14 protein-coding genes are annotated in these 18,106 nt (G+C 68.6%); 5 read left to right on the forward strand and 9 right to left on the reverse strand.

Going from position 1 to position 18,106, the window contains the following annotated elements; translation table 11 throughout:
• Window positions 1–150: 150 nt before the first annotated feature.
• Both OG729_RS37230 and OG729_RS37235 read left to right on the forward strand, forming a co-directional pair.
• Window positions 151–282 carry a hypothetical protein gene (locus OG729_RS37230; protein ID WP_405810483.1) on the forward strand — a complete coding sequence of 44 codons (132 nt, stop codon included), beginning with the start codon at window positions 151–153 and terminating at the stop codon, window positions 280–282.
• Window positions 275–2,128, forward strand: a complete 1,854-nt coding sequence (locus tag OG729_RS37235; protein ID WP_405810485.1) for a BTAD domain-containing putative transcriptional regulator — start codon at window positions 275–277, stop codon at window positions 2,126–2,128. The genes OG729_RS37230 and OG729_RS37235 overlap by 8 nt, the downstream gene beginning before the upstream one ends.
• 293 nt (window positions 2,129–2,421) lie before the next feature.
• Here the strand turns inward: OG729_RS37235 and lanKC are convergent, their stop codons facing one another.
• From lanKC to OG729_RS37260, 5 genes are all read right to left on the reverse strand, one after another.
• The gene (gene lanKC / locus OG729_RS37240) at window positions 2,422–4,968 is read right to left on the reverse strand and encodes a class III lanthionine synthetase LanKC (protein ID WP_405810486.1); all 2,547 of its coding nucleotides are present in this window, start codon (window positions 4,966–4,968) and stop codon (window positions 2,422–2,424) included.
• Window positions 4,969–4,983: 15 nt separating this feature from the next.
• Window positions 4,984–6,270, reverse strand: coding sequence for an MFS transporter (locus tag OG729_RS37245; RefSeq protein WP_405810487.1), 1,287 nt, complete (start codon window positions 6,268–6,270; stop codon window positions 4,984–4,986).
• A 75-nt stretch (window positions 6,271–6,345) separates the two neighbouring features.
• Window positions 6,346–6,522 (reverse strand): hypothetical protein, encoded by a 177-nt coding sequence (locus OG729_RS37250; protein WP_405810489.1) that lies wholly within the window; start codon window positions 6,520–6,522, stop codon window positions 6,346–6,348.
• A gap of 75 nt (window positions 6,523–6,597) precedes the next feature.
• Window positions 6,598–6,771 carry a hypothetical protein gene (locus OG729_RS37255; protein ID WP_360876834.1) on the reverse strand — a complete coding sequence of 58 codons (174 nt, stop codon included), beginning with the start codon at window positions 6,769–6,771 and terminating at the stop codon, window positions 6,598–6,600.
• A 115-nt stretch (window positions 6,772–6,886) separates the two neighbouring features.
• Window positions 6,887–7,060 (reverse strand): hypothetical protein, encoded by a 174-nt coding sequence (locus OG729_RS37260; protein ID WP_360876831.1) that lies wholly within the window; start codon window positions 7,058–7,060, stop codon window positions 6,887–6,889.
• Between the two features lie 394 nt (window positions 7,061–7,454).
• Here OG729_RS37260 and OG729_RS37265 point away from each other — a divergent pair, with 394 nt between their 5' ends.
• On the forward strand, window positions 7,455–8,309 hold the full coding sequence (locus OG729_RS37265) for a S8 family peptidase (protein WP_405810491.1): 855 nt from the start codon (window positions 7,455–7,457) through the stop codon (window positions 8,307–8,309).
• A gap of 105 nt (window positions 8,310–8,414) precedes the next feature.
• On the opposite strand, the gene OG729_RS37270 is transcribed toward OG729_RS37265, so the two are convergent.
• The 4 genes from OG729_RS37270 to OG729_RS37285 form a co-directional block, all read right to left on the reverse strand.
• Window positions 8,415–8,582: an ALQxL family class IV lanthipeptide gene (locus tag OG729_RS37270; RefSeq protein ID WP_405810492.1), complete on the reverse strand. Its 168-nt coding sequence runs from the start codon at window positions 8,580–8,582 to the stop codon at window positions 8,415–8,417.
• Window positions 8,573–11,380 (reverse strand): class IV lanthionine synthetase LanL, encoded by a 2,808-nt coding sequence (gene lanL / locus OG729_RS37275; protein WP_405810494.1) that lies wholly within the window; start codon window positions 11,378–11,380, stop codon window positions 8,573–8,575. Before lanL ends, OG729_RS37270 begins: the two co-directional genes overlap by 10 nt.
• 613 nt (window positions 11,381–11,993) lie before the next feature.
• Window positions 11,994–13,445 carry a radical SAM protein gene (locus OG729_RS37280; RefSeq protein ID WP_405810496.1) on the reverse strand — a complete coding sequence of 484 codons (1,452 nt, stop codon included), beginning with the start codon at window positions 13,443–13,445 and terminating at the stop codon, window positions 11,994–11,996.
• Window positions 13,445–16,138, reverse strand: a complete 2,694-nt coding sequence (locus OG729_RS37285; protein WP_405810498.1) for a glycosyltransferase — start codon at window positions 16,136–16,138, stop codon at window positions 13,445–13,447. Before OG729_RS37285 ends, OG729_RS37280 begins: the two co-directional genes overlap by 1 nt.
• 709 nt (window positions 16,139–16,847) lie before the next feature.
• Between OG729_RS37285 and OG729_RS37290 the strand changes: the two genes are divergently transcribed.
• Window positions 16,848–17,306 (forward strand): hypothetical protein, encoded by a 459-nt coding sequence (locus OG729_RS37290; RefSeq protein ID WP_405810500.1) that lies wholly within the window; start codon window positions 16,848–16,850, stop codon window positions 17,304–17,306.
• 217 nt (window positions 17,307–17,523) lie between these two features.
• Window positions 17,524–17,652, forward strand: coding sequence for a hypothetical protein (locus OG729_RS37295; RefSeq protein ID WP_405811419.1), 129 nt, complete (start codon window positions 17,524–17,526; stop codon window positions 17,650–17,652).
• The last annotated feature ends 454 nt before the right edge of the window (window positions 17,653–18,106 follow it).

Raw genomic sequence — 18,106 nt, forward strand, 5'->3', positions numbered from 1 at the left:
GGCCGCCGGCGGGGCGGATCCCCCTGTCCGAGCGTCGGCCCCACCACGGTCGGGACCCCCAGCCGCGGTGACCGGTCACAGAATTTTCACAATCATGGCTCCTAGCGTCCGCTCCCGACATGCCTTTACGCGGGGCAGGAAGGAGTCTCCATGGCTGAGCCATGTGCCGTGCACGACCAGCGGAGCGAAGGACCGGCGCGGGTACGGCGTACGGACTACGGTCACTTCCCCGGTCAGTGGGACGGACGAGGCGGCGTCACTCCGGACACGGCCCATGCCTGAGGCGTCGGGCCCCGGGTGCGGGCCGCTGCCGGGAGCGGTGCGGTTCCGTGTCCTCGGACCACTGTCCGCCGATGCCGACGGCCGTGTGCTCCCGCTCGGCCCCCACAAGCAGCAGCTTGTTCTCGCCATGCTGTTGTGCCGCCCCAACGCACTGGTGTCGGTCGACCTGCTGACCGAGGCGGTTTGGGACGACGAGCCGCCCAGAACCGCGCGCAAGAACCTCCAGGTGTACATCTCGGCGCTGCGCAAACTCCTGGCCGAAGCCGGGATGGGGGACCGTCTCGTCCACCGCGCGGGGGGCTACCTGCTCCAGCTGGCCGATGCCGACCTCGACTCCCTGGGGTTCCGGGCCCTGGTCCGGGCCGGGCGCGAAGCCACCGACGGCGGTGACCTGGACTCGGCTGCCCGGCTGCTCCGGCAGGCACGGGAGCTGTGGGCCGGACCTCCGCTGCCGGAACTCGGGAACTCCCGACCCGTCCAGGCGGAGGCCGACCGCCTGGTCAACCGCTACCTGGCGGTCTGCGAGGACTGGGCCGAGACCGAACTGGAGCTGGGCCACGCCGGCGAGGTCGCCGAGGCCGTCGCCGACCTGGTGGAGGAGCACCCGTTACGGGAGCGCCTGAGGGCCGCACAGATGACAGCCCTGCACCATTTAGGGCGCCGCGCCGAGGCCCTGGCGGCCTATGACGGGCTACGGCAGCAGCTGTCGCGCGAGCTGGGTCTGTCGCCGAGCCCGGCTCTGGAGTCGCTGTACAACTCGATCCTGACCGATCGGAGAATACGCACCGTCCGTCCGCCCGGAACCGTGCCGGCCCGTCCCCACCCGTCCGCGCACCGCGGGAGCTCCACCCTGCTGCCGCCGGACACTGCGGACTTCACCGGGCGCGGCATCCAGATACGGGAACTGCGCGAAGCCGTCACGAGCAGCACCGGAGTCGCTGTCGTCGTCGGGCCGCCCGGTGCCGGGAAGACCGCACTCGCGGTCCATGTTGCGCACCGCCTGCACGACGAGTTCCCCGATGGTCAGGTGTTGGTCCGGCTTCGGGGGGACGACGGCAGGCCCCGGTCCCTCGCGTCGTTGACCGCCGAACTGACCTCGTTCGCGGGCATGCAAGAGCAGATGACCGATGACCCGAAGCGCGCCGCCGCGCTGTGGCGTGCCTGGCTGGCGGCCAACAGGGCCCTGCTGGTCCTCGACGACGCCACCGACGAGAACTGCGTCCGGCTGCTGGCGCCCGGCACCGGTCGCGGGTCGGTCGTCGTGACCGCGCGGACCCAGCTCGCCGGGCTCGCTCCCGTCGTGCGGGTGGAGGTGCCGCCGTACGCGATGGCGGAGGCACTGGAGCTGCTCGGCCGGATCATCGGCCTGGGCAGGATGCGATCCGATCCGGCCGCCGCCGAGCGGATCGTGGCAGCCTGCGGCATGCTGCCGCTCGCGGTCCGGGCCGCTGGCCTGAAACTGGCGGTGCTGCGCCATCTGCCGCTCAGCGAGTACGCGGCCCGGTTCTCCGACCCCGCGACCGCGCTGGACGAGCTCTCCGTGGGCGACATCGCCGTGCGGCGTCATGTCGCCGACCAGTGGCAGCATTTGGATGACTCGAGCCGCTCCGCCCTGCTCCGCCTCGGACCGCTGCCTCCGCTGTTCACCCTGCAGGAGGCGGCCTCGGCGCTCGGCTGTGCGGAGAGGGTGGCCCTGCGGACGATAGAGCGCCTGATCGAGGTGGGAGCGGTCGCTCCGCCCGCGGGCGAGATGACTGCGTCCGATGCGCTGTACGCCGTGTCGTACCTGACCCATCTCTACGTCAATGAGATGGCCGTCCGAACTGCGGGGGCGGAGCAGGTGTAGACGGTGCCTTCCGGATCAGCCTGACCCGGAAGTGCGGCGCGTGACGCACGCGGGTGAGCGGGGCGAAGCGGCACCTCCTGCTCGAGTGCAGCCGAGGGGGAAGTCGGCAGCCGGCGAACGCGGCTGCGAGTCCCCCTGCTCGAAGAGCCTGGGTTTGGGGTGCGCGCTGCTCGAAGAGCCCGACAGAGTGTGCCGAGCCCCGCAGCCCCGGGATGATCCCGAGACACGGTCTGGTCCTGGGCCGGTGTGGTGACCGGCCCAGGAGTGCCTCCCGGCGACGGCTCCCGCCCAGCTCAGTGTCGGGACGCGGCCGCCGTACTGCCGGGAAGGCCGGGCAGGACGACGGGGGCGGCACCGCTCGCCGCATGCAGGGCGAGCAGTACACCCGCTGTCCCGGTCGCCACGTCCATCGACAGCCGGTAGAGCTGGTCGCCGGGGAAGGCGATGCCTTCGCGGTAGGGAATGGCGTGCCAGGCCAGTTGGCGGATGTGGCGGGTGAGCGCGGCGGCCGCGCCCTGGTCCTCGGGGTGCTGCGCCAGGAGGGTCATCAGCCCGGCCCTGCCGGACCACAGGCCGCTGAAGGTCACGAGCTGTCCTCGGGCGGCGCGCAGGATGCCCCGCAGGGCGGTGGCGAACTCCTCGTCGTACCTGTGCCGCAGATAGTGCCCCAGGACCAGGCCCACGCCTGCGCTTCCCGGTTCGATGTAGGGCAGCAGCCGGTTGCCGTCCTGAAGGTTGACCGCGCCTTCATCGCTGGTGGCGCACCGCTGGAGATCGGTGCGCAGGGCCTGCTGCGCGAGTCCCAGGAAGGCTGGGTCGTGGTCGGTCTCGTACAGGTGGAGGAAGAACGCAGCCGTCCCAGTGGGTCCTTGCATCAGTCCGGCCCGGGCTTTCTCCGGCGCGGGGGCGGCGAGCACCTCGGCGAGCCGTTCGGTGACGGCTGCCAGTTCGTCGCGCAGACCGCCGTCGCCGGTGAGCGCCACGAAGTGATGCAGCGTCAGGCCGACTCCGGCAAGCCCGCCGTGGAGTGACGCGGGGGTGTCCGGGCCGGTCGCGTCGATGGCCCGCCCGAGCACTTCCAGGGCCTGGTCGTCACGGCCGAGGGTGCCCAGCGCCAGCGCCGCTCCGTGGAGTCCGCTGTACAGGCCCGGTCGGGGGTCGGCGGCGCGTCGGACGGCCTGCCACAGCCACTCGGTGTGTTCCGGGTCCACCGGCTGTCCGGTGGTGGCCAGCGCGTGTAGGACACCGGCGGCGCCGTGGGCGAGGGTGTAGCCGCCGTCGTGCAGTCCGGCGGGATCGCCGGGGAACAGCCGGTCGTCGCGTCCGGGGGTGGCCGATGCGGTGATCGCCCTGGCCAGGGCCGCGCGGAGTTCCTCGGTCGGGGCTCCGGTGAACAGCCCGGCTGCCGACGGCGCTTCGGGCTCCGGCCGGTCGGGCCTGCGCAGACCGGCCCGGACACGGCTGACATAGGCGGGCGGCAGGGGGTACAGCCCGGCGATGGTGTCGGCGAACTCGTCCACCTTGTCCGGAGCCAGGTCGAGCAGAACCGTCAGTGGCAGGAAGAGCGTCAGCCTGATGCTGTCCAGCGCGTACCGGTCCCGGGCGAAGCCCTCGACGGCATGGGGTGCGACGAAGCCCGGGCACTGAAGGGCGGGGCGAGGATCGACGTCCGGACGGTGGGCGGCCTCGAAGTCGACCAGGCGGACCCGACCGTCGGGCTGCACCAGCACATTGGAGGGGTGCAGGTCGCCGAAGACGAGACCGCGTTCGTGCAGGGCGTCGACGGCATGCTGCAGCTGGTCGACGATGTCCAGGACCTGACCGGTGTACGCGGCGATGTCGGCCGGCTGGGGGTCGGGTCTGACCAACGGGTTGTTGCGGGCCGTGAACTGGCGGAGCGTATCGCCCTCGATGTACTCCTCGACGAGGAACTCGTGCTCCCACGCCGTGAACTCGTCGAGGAGCGCCGGGACGAACTCCAGACCGGACAGGTCCTTCAGGACCTGTGCCTCCTTGCGCAGCCGGGTCACCGCGTCGACCCCGGAACCGTCCAGACCGGCCAGCGGCCGGGCCTCGCGCAGCACCACCGCGTTCCCGGTAGCCCTGTCATGGGCCAGGTAGATCCCGCCGCCGTTGGAGAAGTGCAGCGCGCGCTCGACGGGGTACGGAAGGCCGCCGTCCCTGTCGGCCTTCTCGTCGGCACGCAGCTGCCGGGTGACGGCCTCCGGCGGGGTGAGCCACTCGGGGACGCGGAAGACGGGGTCGCGCCGGTCGGGGACGAAAGTGCCGTCCGGCTCGGCCACGGCCAGCACCCGTTCGCCCGTCTCCTGTGTGCACCAGAGCTCTCGGAAACCGCCGTACCGCAGGTAGAGCGGTCCCTCGCGCCAGCGCAGGTCGCCGAGGACGTACGGACCCGGCTGCCCGGCGAGCAGCGGATCCAGCTCCTCCAGGGTCCGGGCAAGACACCCGTCGTCCGTCGGATAGAGGGTCATCAGCTTGCCGCTGCTGCCGCGACGGGCGTACTTGCTGTTGGTGAGCAGATGGATCCGGCGGTTCGGCAGGAACTTGTACGCGACACCGGCGCCTGTGCAGTAGGCGCTGACGACGTCGATGACCCCGGCGGCGTTCCCGGGGGCCGCGGACACGTGGATCTTCCAGCCCTGGTCGGGCAGGCGGAGGCCCTCGGGCCGCAGATACACCCATGCCTTGCTCTCCTCGCGGCGCCAGCCGGCCGGGGCCGTCCGGTCCGCGGCCGTGTACCTCTGCTCGTCGGGGGGATCGGCGGGGTGGTCGTAGAAGTGCGGATCGGCATCGGCGTAGCGATGGTGGTCGTGCGCCATGGGGTCCTCTCAAGGTCAGGCGTGCGTCTCTGGCTGGGCACGCACCGGGCGGGGGTCGGGTGCCGGGGTCTCCCGCAGGTCGGGGATCCGGCGCAGGCCGCTGCTCGCGGTGCTGAAGACCGCGAGGACCGCAAGTACGGCGCCGTACAGCAGAAGCACCGTGCCGGCCGGGAGGCGGTCGAGCAGTGCTCCCGCGGTGAGCGGGCCGAACGGGACGATCAGTGCGGGGATGAGGTCGCATGCCGTCTGCACCCGTCCCTGAAGGTGCTTCGGGACCGAGTGCAGGCGGGCCGCGGAGATCACCACGTTGGCGGCCGGCGCCGTGAGGCCGCACAGTCCGATGATCAGGCCGGTGAACGCGACGCTGCCGCTGAGCGGCAGAAGGGGGACCAGAACGGCCGTGGTCCACCCGATGACAAGCACCAGGGCGCGCGGGGAGAACACGCGGCCCGCCCATGTGGCGCACAGCGATCCGACCAGGTTACCGACGCCCGATATCGCGATGATCGCGCCATTGTGGAAGCCGGCCGACCCGTCGTCGCCGCCGGCGCCCTGGGCGATCAGCACGAGGACGATGCCGTGGAAGGCGAAGTTCACCACGGCTGCGTTGACCAGGGTGTAGCGCAGGAAGGGGCTGCGCCGTACCTCGTGGACCCCGGTCGTCAGATCACGCAGGAAGCGCGGAGCCGCTGCCGTACGGGCTGCTTCCGGGGCCCGGGCCGGGAGCCGGACGGACGCGACGCAGGCGGCCGAGGCGAGGTAGGAGAGCCCGTCGACGATGAACGGGAGGACTGGTGTGACGGCGTAGAGCGCCGCGCCGACCAGCGGTCCGGCCAGGGTCACGGTGGCGGCGCGCGCCTGGCTGAACGAGAGCGCGCTGGTGAGCTGGGATGGTGGTACGACGTCGCGCAGCGCGGCCGACGCGGCAGGACCGAATGGTGCGCCGAGCACGCTGTTGACGACGGCGAGCAGAACGGCGAGCGGCAGTGAGACCTGGTGCGACACCACAGCCAGGGCGAAGAGCCCGAACGCGCAGGCGCGCCCCAGATCGCAACACAGCAGCAGCCTCTTGTGCGGGATCCGGTCCACGAGCACCCCGGCCGGCAGTCCCAGGAACACGGACGAGCCGATCTCCACGAAGGTCACGATGCCGAAGTCGGTGACTGAGTGAGTGGCCGTCAGCAGGACCAGCGGGAGGGCGATGAATGTGGCCTGGGAGCCGAAGGCGGACAGCGCGTGGGCCGCCCACAGGCGCCGGTAGTCACGGTTGCGGTGGAGAGGGACGGGCGGACTGCCGTTCACGGTGTCCTTCCAGGTCTTTGCAGGGAGCGGTAAGGGTGTGGCCGGCACCCGGGGGGATGCCGGCCACTGGTCACGTCAGACCGGCTTGTTGGTCTGGTTCTCGCAGGTGACGCTGGTGAGGCTCCAGCCGGCGGGCTCGCTGCCTTCGGGCTCGCGGACGGGCAGGTTCTGCAGCTCCAGGACGGAGCCGTGCGCCTCGACCTCGGGGGCGTCCTCGGTCAGTCGGGCGGTGGGCTCGGCGTTGTCGGCCACGGTGATCTCCTTGTGTCGGAAAGTGGACGTAAGGGTCCGCGGGCCGGCACCCGGGGGATGCCGGCCCGCGTTAGGTCAGACCTTGGCCTTGGTGTTGCCGCAGTCGATGCTGGCGGTGCTCCAGTCGGCCAGCTCGCTGCCTTCGGGCTCACGGACGGACAGGTTCTGCAGCTCCAGGACGGAGCCGTGCGCCTCGACCTCGGGGGCGTCCTCGGTCAGTCGGGCGGTGTGCTCGGCGTTGTCGGCCACGGTGATCTCCTCGTGTCGGGAAGGGACGGGTTCGGGTGGCATCCGGCGCCGCTGCACGGCGCCTCGCGCGGCCGGGCGAGGGATCCCCCGCCCGGCGGATGCCGGTCGCGTCAGGTCAGACCTTGGCCTTGGTGTTCTGGCAGCTGATGCTGTACGTGCTCCACTCGGCCAGCTCGCCGCCCTCGGGCTCACGGACGGACAGGTTCTGCAGCTCCAGGACGGAGCCGTGCGCCTCAACCTCGGGGGCGTCCTCGATCGGGTCGGCGGTGTGCTCGGCGTTGTCGGCCACGGTGATCTCCTCACATGGGGAATCGGGATGTACACGCTCGGCGCGGACGGCTCAGGTCACGGGCAGAGCCGACCGGCGCCGAGGTACCGGACGGCACTCGAGCGGCCCGGCGAACTGGAAGCTATGCGGGGGGAGTTCGACACCGTCCGAGCAGCGGTATGGGAACGGTGTTCCGGCAACTCAGCGGAAGGGCGCGGCCGCGCGGCACCACCGGATCAGCTCCCCGTCGGCCGGCAAGGAGAGCGGGCCGCCCGGTGCAAGCAGCGGACATGCCGGTTGTGAACCGCAGTCCGACCGGATCCGAACCCGCCTGCACGGACACTGTGGGTCGCCATGGCCCGCGCGCTCGCGCGAACGGCCTTGCCGTCCGCGCGGGGAGAGAGGAAGCAGCACGATGACGACCGCCGCGACCGCGCCGACCAGCGGGCTGACCTGGAGCCTGCGGGGCAGACGCCCCGAGGACATACAAGTTATGGCGGACGGCGAGCCCGCGCCCGCCGTGGAGCCCGACGTCGGCACCGGGCACGGGACACGTGTCTGCCTGCTCGACTCCGGTGTGGAAGGCGACCACCCTCTGGTCGGGCAGGTCGACGGCTCCTGGGCCGTCGTGAAGGACGGCACCGGTGTCCGGGTTCGGGAGACCGACACGGGCGACACCTGCGGCCACGGCACGGCCTGCGCGGGCATCATCCGCCGGATCGCACCGGGCTGCGAGCTGCACAGCGTCCGCGTTCTGGACGAACGGTCCGCCGGCACCGGCGAGGTCCTGCTCGCCGGACTGCGCTGGGCCGTGCGACAGGGCTTCGACGTGGTGAACCTCAGCCTGTCCACCACCAGGACACGGTTCGCCGAGGAACTCCACGCCCTGGCCGACGAGGCGTACTTCAACCGCACGGTGATCGTTGCCTCGGCGCACAACACCCCGGTGGAGAGTTTCCCCTGGCGGTTCGCATCGGTCGTGTCGGTCGGCAGTCACCACGAGGACGATCCCGACCTCTACCTGTACAACCCCCGGCCCCCGGTGGAGTTCTTCGCCCCTGGGCGGAACGTCGAGGTCGCCTGGCTCGGCGGCGCGACCGTGCGCGCGACCGGCAACAGCTTCGCGTCGCCGTTCATCGCCGGGCGGTGCGCCCGGATCCTTTCCAGATACCCCCGCATGACGCCCTTTCAGCTGAAGAGCGCGCTCTACCTCTCCGCGGCCAACGTCCGGCTCCACCAGGCCGACGAAGGCACCGGTTCGGGGGACTGACCGCCGGTCGACGGCCGTGAGCGGGCCGGGCGGCCACCGACCGTCGTGGTCGGTGGCCGCCCACCATGGGCCGGTGTCCGCCGGCCTCGGCTGTCCGGGACGCCGTCAGAAGGTCGACGCGGCCGCCATTGCCGCTTCCCGCCGACCGCCGTCGACATCGGGATCTGTGGAGAACCAGCACGAGATGATGCTGTAGCACATCGCCGGATCGGCTCCGTGTGGCTGTTCTTCCTCCGCTGTGAGCATCTGCAGTGCGTCGAAGGTCAGTTCCATGGTGTTTCCTCCTGATGGTTGTTCCTCGAACCCGGGCGTCCGTGCTGTGCGGAGCCGGGGGTCAGTGCGCCCCCACGAGGCGCGGCCTTCGGTGGGCCCGTCGTGGCCCGCGGCCGGTCGGTGTCGGCCATGAGTAACCGAGGCCCGCCGTACCGGAGACGGAGCAGAAACCCGATCACACCGGTGAGACCCACGCCGAAGGCGGCGCGAACGTGCGTGCCCGATTCGTCCGGTACGACCATCCGCCCGTTGCGCACGGTGTGCTTGGCGTACAGGCACCCGGCCAACTCCTCGGCCCAGTCCTGGTAGGGCCCGCCGAACGCCTGCGCCATGTCGAGAAGGAACTCGCCGTCACCGGCCAGCCCGTGGCAGACCGAGGATCCCGCGGTCCACCGGGCCCGGTGGACCGCGCTGGCTGCCTCCTCGGCCAGTTCTCGGGCCGACGGGTCACCGGTGGCAGTCCACAGCCGCACCAGGAATGTGCCGACCCCGGACGCGCCGTTGCAGAGATGGTGCAGCATGCCCTCGCCGTCCTTGCCCGTACGGTCGGTGCGCCAGCGCGCTCCCCAGGGGCCGCGCTCGGCCGCGTTGACCAGGGTCCGGCCGGCGGCGTGTGCCAGGTCGAGGTAGTCCCCCCGGCCGGTTGACGTGGCGGCGCTCACCAGGAACGAGCCGATTCCGGCGACTCCGTGCGCGAAGCCCAGATGCGTGACCCCCGCCAGTACGGAATCGAAGTCGGGCGGTATCCGCCAGGACACACCGTCGTCGGCGTGCTCGGCGGCGGCGACCAGGCCGTCGGCGCAGTCGATGGCCCGGTCGAGGAACTCCGGCCGCCCGGTCAGCTGCCAGAAGCGCAGCTGGGTCAGGCCGGCGCCGGCGGCGCCGTGGAACACGTCCGGGTTGGGCCAGCGCACCGGCAGTGCCAGCGCGAGCCGCGCCGCGTGCTCGGCGAGTTCGTCATCGCCCAGATGTCGGGCGGCGTCGTGGAGTGTCCACGCGATTCCGGCCCCGCCGAAGTGGAGACCGGGCAGCACCGCGGGCACGTCTGCACGGCGTGCGTCGATCCAGGACGCCACATGAGCGACCGCCGTACGCAGGTCGTGGCGCCCCAGCACCTCGTCTGCGCGGGTGAACACACCAAGTACGCCTGCCGCACCGTGCTGGACGTTGCACGGGTCCGTGCCCGTACCGGACGGCGCCACGGGCCACAGGCGGTCGGCGTCGCGCTCCCTCATGGTGACGAGAACATGAGCGAGGCAGTCGTCGATCAGCCGTTCCTGCAGCGTGCCCTCAAGCCCTGCCGACGAGGTGGCGGCGGCCGCGGCCGGCGGGGGCGCCGGATCGGCGAGGAACTCTCTGAGCTGTCCCAGCGACCAGCGCCTCACGGGTTCCTGCGCGCACAGGCCGCGTATCGCCGGCGCCAGCAGCCGCGCGGAGCGGCTGCGCAGGCCGACCGGGCCGAGCACGCGGTTCAGCCGTTCGACAGGCGGTCGGGGATCCGCCGGGACGGACGCGAAGGCGGGGTCGATGCCGGTCGCGAGGTAGAACAGCATCGCCCCGAGGGAGAACAGATCGGCGGTCTGCTCCGGCGCCGGACCGTACTTGGGCCCGGACGCGTACTCCGGTGCGCCGTAACCCGGCGTGTGGACACGATGACCCCACTGCCCGGCCCGTGCGACGCATTCCGGGTCGATCAGCCGCAGCCGGTCCCCGAGGGTCACCATGACGTTTGCCGGGCTGAGATCCCGGTACACCAGCCCCCGGCCGTGGACCTCACTCAGCAGAGCGGCCAGCCCCGCCGCCAGAACGACGACCCGGTCCGTGTACAGACCGAGGTCACCGGCGCCCAGCGCGCGGAACTCCGCCCGCACCCAACGGTCCAGCGTGACACCAGGGATCTCCGTCTCCACAAGGAAGACGTGATCGTCCTGCTCGAACAGCTCCACCAGGTCGGCGCTCAGGCCGTGCAGCGTGGCCAGCGCCGCCGCCTCATCGCGCAGCCCGTCCCGTGCGTCGCGACCGGTGAATCCCGCACCGACATGGGCGCGCGCCTGTTTGACGACGACATCCCGCCTCGTCTCACGGTCGACCGCGCGATACACACCGCCCCGTGCGGAGTGCCGGATCGCCGAACGGACCAGGTACCTGTCGCGGAGGAGCAGCTGCGGGGGCGGTCCGCCTTCTGCCCCCGAATTCGCCTCCGTGGGAGGCAGCTTCGCCCACGGAGGCGGACAGAACCACGGCTTGCGCTCGTCCTTGACGACGGTGCCGTCGGGCGCGCGCAGGCGCGCCTCCAGCACACCGTCGTTGCTCCAGTGGGGCACCCCCCGGAACGCGCCGTAGCGGTAGTGGACCACGCTCCCCCTGCGGTACGGCCGGTCCGACAGGATCGCCGGGCCGGGCAGCCCGGCCGTCGCCTCGTCCAGCGCCTTCGCCAGGTCCCAGAAGTGATCGTCGTCCGGATAGGCGGTGATGAACTTGCCGCACTGCGCGCGGTCGCTGCGGCTGGATGTCAGGGTCTCGACGTATTCGGTGCGGGCCGCGAACTTGAACGCGCACCCGCGATGTATCAGCACCTGCGCCGACCTGTGCAGCGTCGTGGGGGCGGACAGTGGGGTGGCCGAGATGTGCAACTTCCATCCCTGGACGCGGGATGGACTGTCCGGCGGGCTCACCCGGCACCAGATGTCCTTCTCGGTCACCTCCCAGTCTCCGGCGCCGTGCGCGGACAGCACCAGCCGCACCAGCGGCTGCAGGGCGAACCCCCCAGTGGGGGCGGTTCCTTCACCGAAGGGCATGGTCTTCTCCTGTCCTGACCTCAGGTCTTCCTCCGCACCGAGTAGCGCCGCCTCCACCCCGGAAGCCGCTGCGGGAGAAGCTAGGCGGACAGGGTCCAGCGGTGGTCGACCAGTGGTATGGAAACGGTGGGCGACCGGTTCGGCCGGACCGTGCCGGCCGACCGGCAACCGGGTCGCTCCCAGGGCTGGCCGCTTCGTGACTGCCGGGGCTGGACACGTATCCCTCGTACAGGCTGGGCCTGCGTACCGCGTTCCTGTTGCCGCCGCTGCCGGAGTCGTCGATCAGCTCCGCGCGGCCGCCGATCCCGTGCGCGCATATGGCTTCCGCCACTGCCCGATGCCGTATCGCTCGATGCTGCGGCCGAGCGCGTCCAGGCGTCGGAGCGCGGGCTTCATCTCAGTCACCGACCGGGAGCCATGCGGGTGCCGCTGGGTGTCCTCGACGATCCAGCCAAGCAGTGGCGGGGCCCGTGGGTCCTCGACCGCGGGGGCCGTCGGGCTTACGTTGGCGTTGATTCTCTGTGAGCCCTTGGGGCCGTCCCGACTCACCTCCTCCATTCCTCTGGAGAAGAGTCACATGCGGTGCAAACCACGACGCGGGGGACCCAGAACGTCAGAGCTCGGTGTTGATGATCGCCTCGATCAGGACTTTGCCCTCCGGCGTCATGTTGATCTCCTTGGCCCGGTCGTCTACGGCAGTCAGGCCGCGTTCCTCCAGTGAACGAAATATGTGCCGCCACGGCTCATCCAGCAGGGACCGTCCGCTGAAACGCCGCTGGTGAAGCTCGTCTCGCAGTGGCTGTAGGGACGATAGCGCCATCTTGATCGACCTGGCCTCTTGAGCGTCTTCGGAGAACCGTGTCGCTGACTCCAGCGGAAGTCGGCCGGCCTCCAACGCGGCGGAGTACGTCTTCGGGTTCACAATGGCGATCGCCTCCGACGTCTGGCAACTGGAACTACCACCCAGTCCGATCGCGACTTCGGCTTCCTGCCTGTCTTGGTCGACCATGATGGACTTCCACTTTTCCGGGCCGAGGCCATTTCGCGCGAAGTACATAGTGGGGTGCTCACAGAAGCCTCCGCGGGTCAGGCCCTCGGTGAGGACCTCGCGCATCTGGTACTGCTCTCCGAGGGATGGCCAGCGATGGCCGGTTTCGGCCAGCTTGCTCCGGTAGGCGGGCAGTTGCCAGGCCGCAGGCTTCTCCCCGGACACTCCGGTTCTGGTGTCGCTGAAGGACTTCAGATGCAGCTTGGCGCACACCACGGCCGTCAGATCGTACTCAGCGACGATGTCGAGGTCCCTGCGGACGCTGTCGACGCTTTGGTCAAGCAGCCCGTACATGAGGTCGATGCTGATCCACTCGAAGCCGACGCGTTGTGCGTTGCCAATGAAGTCCACACACATCTGCGAGGTGTGCTCGCGGCCACACTGCTGGAGCACCAGGTCGTCGAACGACTGCACCCCGCTGGACAGTTTGGTGCAGCCCAGTTCGGCCAGCAGTTCCAATTTCTCGACGGTGAAGGTGCTCGGATCCCCCTCGAAGCGGATGGCCGTGTCCGGCGTGAAGTTGAAATTCTCGCGATAGAAGCGGAGCAATCGTCGGATAGCGCGCGGTGGGAGCAACGATGGAGTGCCGCCGAAGACGTTGAACTCGCCGATTGGCGCTGACCCAAGATGGGGTACCTCACGCAGCCACATTTCAGCTTCACGGATGTTCCAGTCGACCCATTGGCTGGCCTTGCGTTCGGTAGCATCCGGCCTTCCCTTGACCAACACCACTGGGTACTGGCAGAACCGGCACCGGTACGCGCAGGTGGGGATGTAAGACCACAGGTGGAAAGGCGCAGTCGAGGCGAGTTGCCGGTCGAGATCGGTCAGGAAGTCCGACGGTGAATAGTCCGGGATGTTGCCAGGGAACACGTGGGCGCCGAAGGGATCCTCCGTCACGTATTCGAGCAGGTGTCGATTCGCTGGGGCAGCCAGCACCTCCAGCACCGAAGGCACCGGGTATCGCGGATCAACCTCATACAGAGAGGCCACAGCCTGTCCATTGCTCAGGCTCATCAGAACACCCCTCCATTGCCGAAGTAGTTGTGTGCCTCGCCGGATTCCCTGTCCTCGCAGAAGTGCCTGACAAACTCGGAGAGCCGCTCGGGCGGCACCTCGCGTAGGCAAGCCGGCAGCGGTGGCGGATAGCCGATGTCCTCACCCACAGTGGCGCGCAGCCTGGCGAACAGCTCGTCGGCGAACTCGAAGTACAACCGGTAGGACGGGGTCTTGTAGGAGTGGATCGCGGCGAAGTCAATCAGCCGCATTTCGTCCTTGATCTGCGAGATCCGGTGCCCAAGCCGATGGGCGAGAGAGGGTCCGAAGAACTGGATGACTGCGTCGTTGTCGAGAAGGGACGGGGTCAGCAGCACCGGGAGGATGGTGTTCTTCGGCGTGAAGTCTTTGACGGAGAAACCCCACGCTTGTTGCGCTTCGTCCTCAGTGAGATCTTTTTCGCGGTCCAGCGTTGGGTCCTGTACCCGGATGTCCCGCATGACGATGATCCCGTCGGATCCGTACGCCCGACCGGTGATCACCTCATCGATGGCGTGATTGACCCTCCGCGGATTGATTTGAACTCGTGACGTGGGAACATAGGTGATGTCCTCCCCGGAGTTGCGAACCCGAATCCCGAAGTCCCAATCGTCGGAAAGGTGGTTCACGAAACACCCGTCCTGCAATTGGTAGACGATCTCGATACCGCCGACCTTCTCGTAGGCGTCCCTGTCGACCGCAAATCCCTTGCCGTCCGGGAAACCGCCGAACAGCCCGAAGGTCACGGCTCGGCAGCGCAGCGTGCGCTGGATAGCTGTCCACAGCCGTGGTCGGTGGGTGAAGTGCTCGGCGGCGTAGTAGTAGTTGCAGACACCGATGGCGGCCTTGCTCGACTCCATAGCGGTGAACAGTTCCCACAACCAATACTCATCCACCTGGCAGTCGGCGTCGGTTGAGACGAGGTAGAACCTCTCCTCGGCGGCGCGGCGCCCGCGTCTTCTGCTGCGCACCGACGCGAAGTCCATGCCCTTCTTCCGTGCGCAGGCGACGCCCTGCTCGTGTTCCGGGACGACGTGGATCGCCAGATCGGGGTGGTCGGCGGCGAATCGGTGCGCGATCTTCACTGTGTCGTCGGTGGAGTTGTTGTCCACCAACACAATCTCGTACAGCGTCTTATCGAGCGGCCCATGTGCACCACGCTGTTCGTGGAGTGAGCTCAGCACGGCAGGCAGATTCTCCGCTTCGTTGTAGACCGGCAGTACGACGCTGAGCCGTGTCCGCTCATCCATCGGGGCCGGGAGAAGCTCGGCCAGCACCTCATCGACACGGGAGGTATCGAACTGGTCCTTGCCGAGACGGTAGTTGAACTCCGCCGTCTCCTCGCTCGCCTGCTCGTCCAGTACCAACTCGGCCACACTGTCAACAAATGACTGAGTGGGCAGATCATTTGTGCTGAGTTCCATGATGGGGGCGCGGAAGCCCTTGTCGCCGTACACCGTGTCGTACAGGGCGTAGCGACTGGCGATGTAGGGGACGCGCGAGGCGATCGCCTCCCCTATCGGGTTCCCAAAGCTTTCGTAGTCATAGGAGGTGAGGAACGACATCACGTTGGCGTGGGCGAGCAAGTCCCGCACCGAGTATCCGCGCCCGGACGGGCATCCGACATGGGCTTCGTGCGGCGCCAGCCAACCGCCGAAAACGACCCGATCGCGCACTCCGAGCGTCTCGGCGAGACGGATGAGCTTCGCGTGCTCCTCCGGCGATTCTGAGGTGTCGCCGGCAACGAAGAGATAGACGTCCGCGAGGTCCGCGAGCTTGGCCACCAGGTGTATGTCCCGGTCGATCCGCTTCGGCGGGATGATCCTGGTACAACGGGCGATGAGCACGGCATCCTCTGGGATTCCGTGCTCGCGGCGAAAACCGGCGTTGTACTGGTCAACGACTGCCGGCACGTGTGTGAAGCTATTGGGGAAGACACCGATCTTCTCCAAGCCTGGCACCCACTCAAGAGTCTTACGCCGTGCCTCCTCGTGCGGCACGACATAGTAGATGTGTGGTGAGTTCACAGGAGCCACAGTGCGCGAGTACGGAAAATCACCGTACTTCTTGATTCCCGGCTCGCTCTGCCACATCAGATCGTGATCGCGCCACAGTACGAAGCGGCCCAGCTTATTCCACCGCCCGTAGTGCTCGATGGCGCGGTAGAGCGCCTTCGTGTACACGATGTTCTCCGGCAGAGTGCCGTTTTCGACCATCACGAAGGACACGTCGAGGCGCTGCCAGTGCTCCACGATCCGCTGACTCAGCGCCTCGGCGACGGCGTCCACCCGCGGCAGCAGTTGCTCGCCCAGGCCGTCCTGAATGTACTCGTGCAGGACGGCGGCAACGAACGATTGGTCGTAGCCCGGGATCTCACCGATGCCGTCGATCCGGTCGAGTCGGACCCAGTCCGGGAGCAGCGCGGCTTCGTCGGTGTACGGCCTGAAGAAAGAATTCTTGTCAGCCTTGATGTCGTAACCGAGGTCGAGATGCACGCGATAGCCCTGGTCCCGGAACGCTAGCGCGGTCTTCACGAACTCCACCACCACGCCGGAAATCGGAGTGGCGTCGAAGGAGACTCCCCACAGAACGGTCATGGAATCGGCCCCCTGCCCGCTGTCGGACCTTGCCGCTTCTTCGAAGCTAACCCGCTCGGCGACTACCGGCGAGAGCACGTCAATGACCTGCGAAAACGATGGCCCCCTGAGCCGGCTCCGTTGCCGTCTCACGGCGGGAGCGCGCCCCTGCATGGCCGGAACGGAAGCGGCATGAGGATTTGAATTCAAGATCGAGGGGACGTGCAGGGGACGCGGGGGGTCGGTAGCGGTCCGCGACCCCGTCTGTGCCAGGTCTGAGGTGTTCTGGCGAGTGCCGTTTGGTCGTCGTCAGGTGCTGGAGGGCGAGATCACCTTCGCGGGGCTGCTCGTTTCGGCACTGGTACGCAAGCGGGGAGCCGGCGAGGGTGCTGGGCCTGAAGCCGTCCGAACTGAAAACGGCCCGAACTGAAAACGATCCGTCCGGATTGCCTGTCCCGACAGCATCGCGACTGCGTCCCGTTGGTCTGGAGTCAGTGATCGCGAAGATCGGGTAGCGGTGCAGTCAACACACCACGCCCCCGGGTAAGCGCGCCCGGCTGGGCCTTGGAGCACCCCGTGGGGTCACGTCCTTGGGTGGGTTTCGTACATGCGGACCGCGACGAGTAGCCCTGATGCGGCGGTGAGGGCGGCGATGGCCCAGATGGCGGTGGTGAGGCTGTAGGCGTCGGCGAGGGCTCCGGCGAGGAGTGCGCCGACGGCGAATCCGCCGTCGCGCCACAGGCGGTAGACGCCGACGGCGCGGGCGCGCCGATGCGGGGTGGGCTCCGATGACGGCGAGCAGGGTGGGATGGACCAGGGCGGTGCCGACGCCGAGGAGGACTTGGGCGGTCGCCCGAACGCCGAAGGTGGTGCCGACGGCGACGAGGGCGATCGCGGTGGCCTGCAGAAGCATGCCCGCGGTGGCTACTGGTTCATGGCCCCGTGTGCCGTCGATGCTGATGTTGAGTGTGTTGGGCAGGCGACCGTCAGCCGGGCCGTAAAGGGCTTTGTCGCTCAGGCTGGTGAGGCGGGCGATCTGGCCGGTGGTCAGATCTCCGTCGTGGCCGCCGTCAGCGGGGGAGTTGTGGCGCGCGGCTTCGAAACGGGCATGGTCGCGGGTCTCGACTGCGCCGCGTACCTCCGGCGCGCCCGCACCATGGCGCTCGAAGTGCCGGTGCTCGAGTTCGGGTGTGGTCCTCCCCTCGGCGATGAAGCGAACTTCGGACTCGCTGGCGTGCGCCAGATGGCCGGGGCGCATCGTCGGTAAGGCTCTCCGCTGCGCAGAGATTTGTGATCCACCTTCCGACGTGGAGTGACTGGTCAACTGTGCCTGGGCACACGTCCCCTGGGGACGTCCAGGGGACGGTGAGGGGACGTAAGGATCTGCACGGATCGACGAGCACCGACAAGGGAAGCCAGCGCACACCCTGTTCAGGATCGTCGACAACCGCTCGTTCCACCGCGGTCGGACGGCCTCCGGCCGCCTGACCGGCGCATTCCCGAACGCGGTCATGGTCCACACGCCCGTCCACGCCTCCTGGCTCAACCAGGTGGAGCTTTTCTTCTCCGTTGTCCAGCGCAGGTGGTCTCGCCGAACGATTTCAGCGACCTGAAGCAGGTCGCCAACCGGCTCCGAGCATTTGAAGAGCGCTACAACAGCACAGCACAGCCGTTCAGTGGAAGTTCGCGACCTTTGACCTGAACGATCGGCCGGCCAGGATCGACCGGCTCACCACCGATCACCAGGAAGAATCCTCCGTCGACTTGGCAGCATGATCAACCCCCGAAGGACTTCCGAAGCCGGCCACTAATTAATGGCTGATTAACGACAGGGTCTCAAAGGGAATGCACGACTCAATATTGTCGCCCCGTGTGGTGACCGGCGCATATGCCATTCCGGGTGATCTTTGCTCGACGGCCGGGCGATTGTGCGGAATGACTTATTCGCCGCATGAGGGTGATCATGAGAGGTGCATGAGAATTGACATGCTTCTGAGGCTCTGGAAAGAATCAGGGCGTTCGCTCGGCGAGTGGGCATTGGTGCAAGTCCAATGCCGACTGGTATTG

The sequence above is a fragment of the Streptomyces sp. NBC_00210 genome, from assembly GCF_045160975.1.
Classification (GTDB): domain Bacteria; phylum Actinomycetota; class Actinomycetes; order Streptomycetales; family Streptomycetaceae; genus Streptomyces.

Coding starts and splice junctions, on each gene's coding strand:
- OG729_RS37230 (WP_405810483.1), top strand. CDS start 151: ATGGCTGAGCCATGTGCCGTGCACGACCAGCGGAGCGAAGGACCGGCG.
- OG729_RS37235 (WP_405810485.1), top strand. CDS start 275: ATGCCTGAGGCGTCGGGCCCCGGGTGCGGGCCGCTGCCGGGAGCGGTG.
- lanKC (WP_405810486.1), bottom strand. CDS start 4,968: ATGGCGCACGACCACCATCGCTACGCCGATGCCGATCCGCACTTCTAC.
- OG729_RS37265 (WP_405810491.1), top strand. CDS start 7,455: ATGACGACCGCCGCGACCGCGCCGACCAGCGGGCTGACCTGGAGCCTG.
- OG729_RS37270 (WP_405810492.1), bottom strand. CDS start 8,582: ATGGAACTGACCTTCGACGCACTGCAGATGCTCACAGCGGAGGAAGAA.
- lanL (WP_405810494.1), bottom strand. CDS start 11,380: ATGCCCTTCGGTGAAGGAACCGCCCCCACTGGGGGGTTCGCCCTGCAG.
- OG729_RS37280 (WP_405810496.1), bottom strand. CDS start 13,445: ATGAGCCTGAGCAATGGACAGGCTGTGGCCTCTCTGTATGAGGTTGAT.
- OG729_RS37290 (WP_405810500.1), top strand. CDS start 16,848: ATGGACCAGGGCGGTGCCGACGCCGAGGAGGACTTGGGCGGTCGCCCG.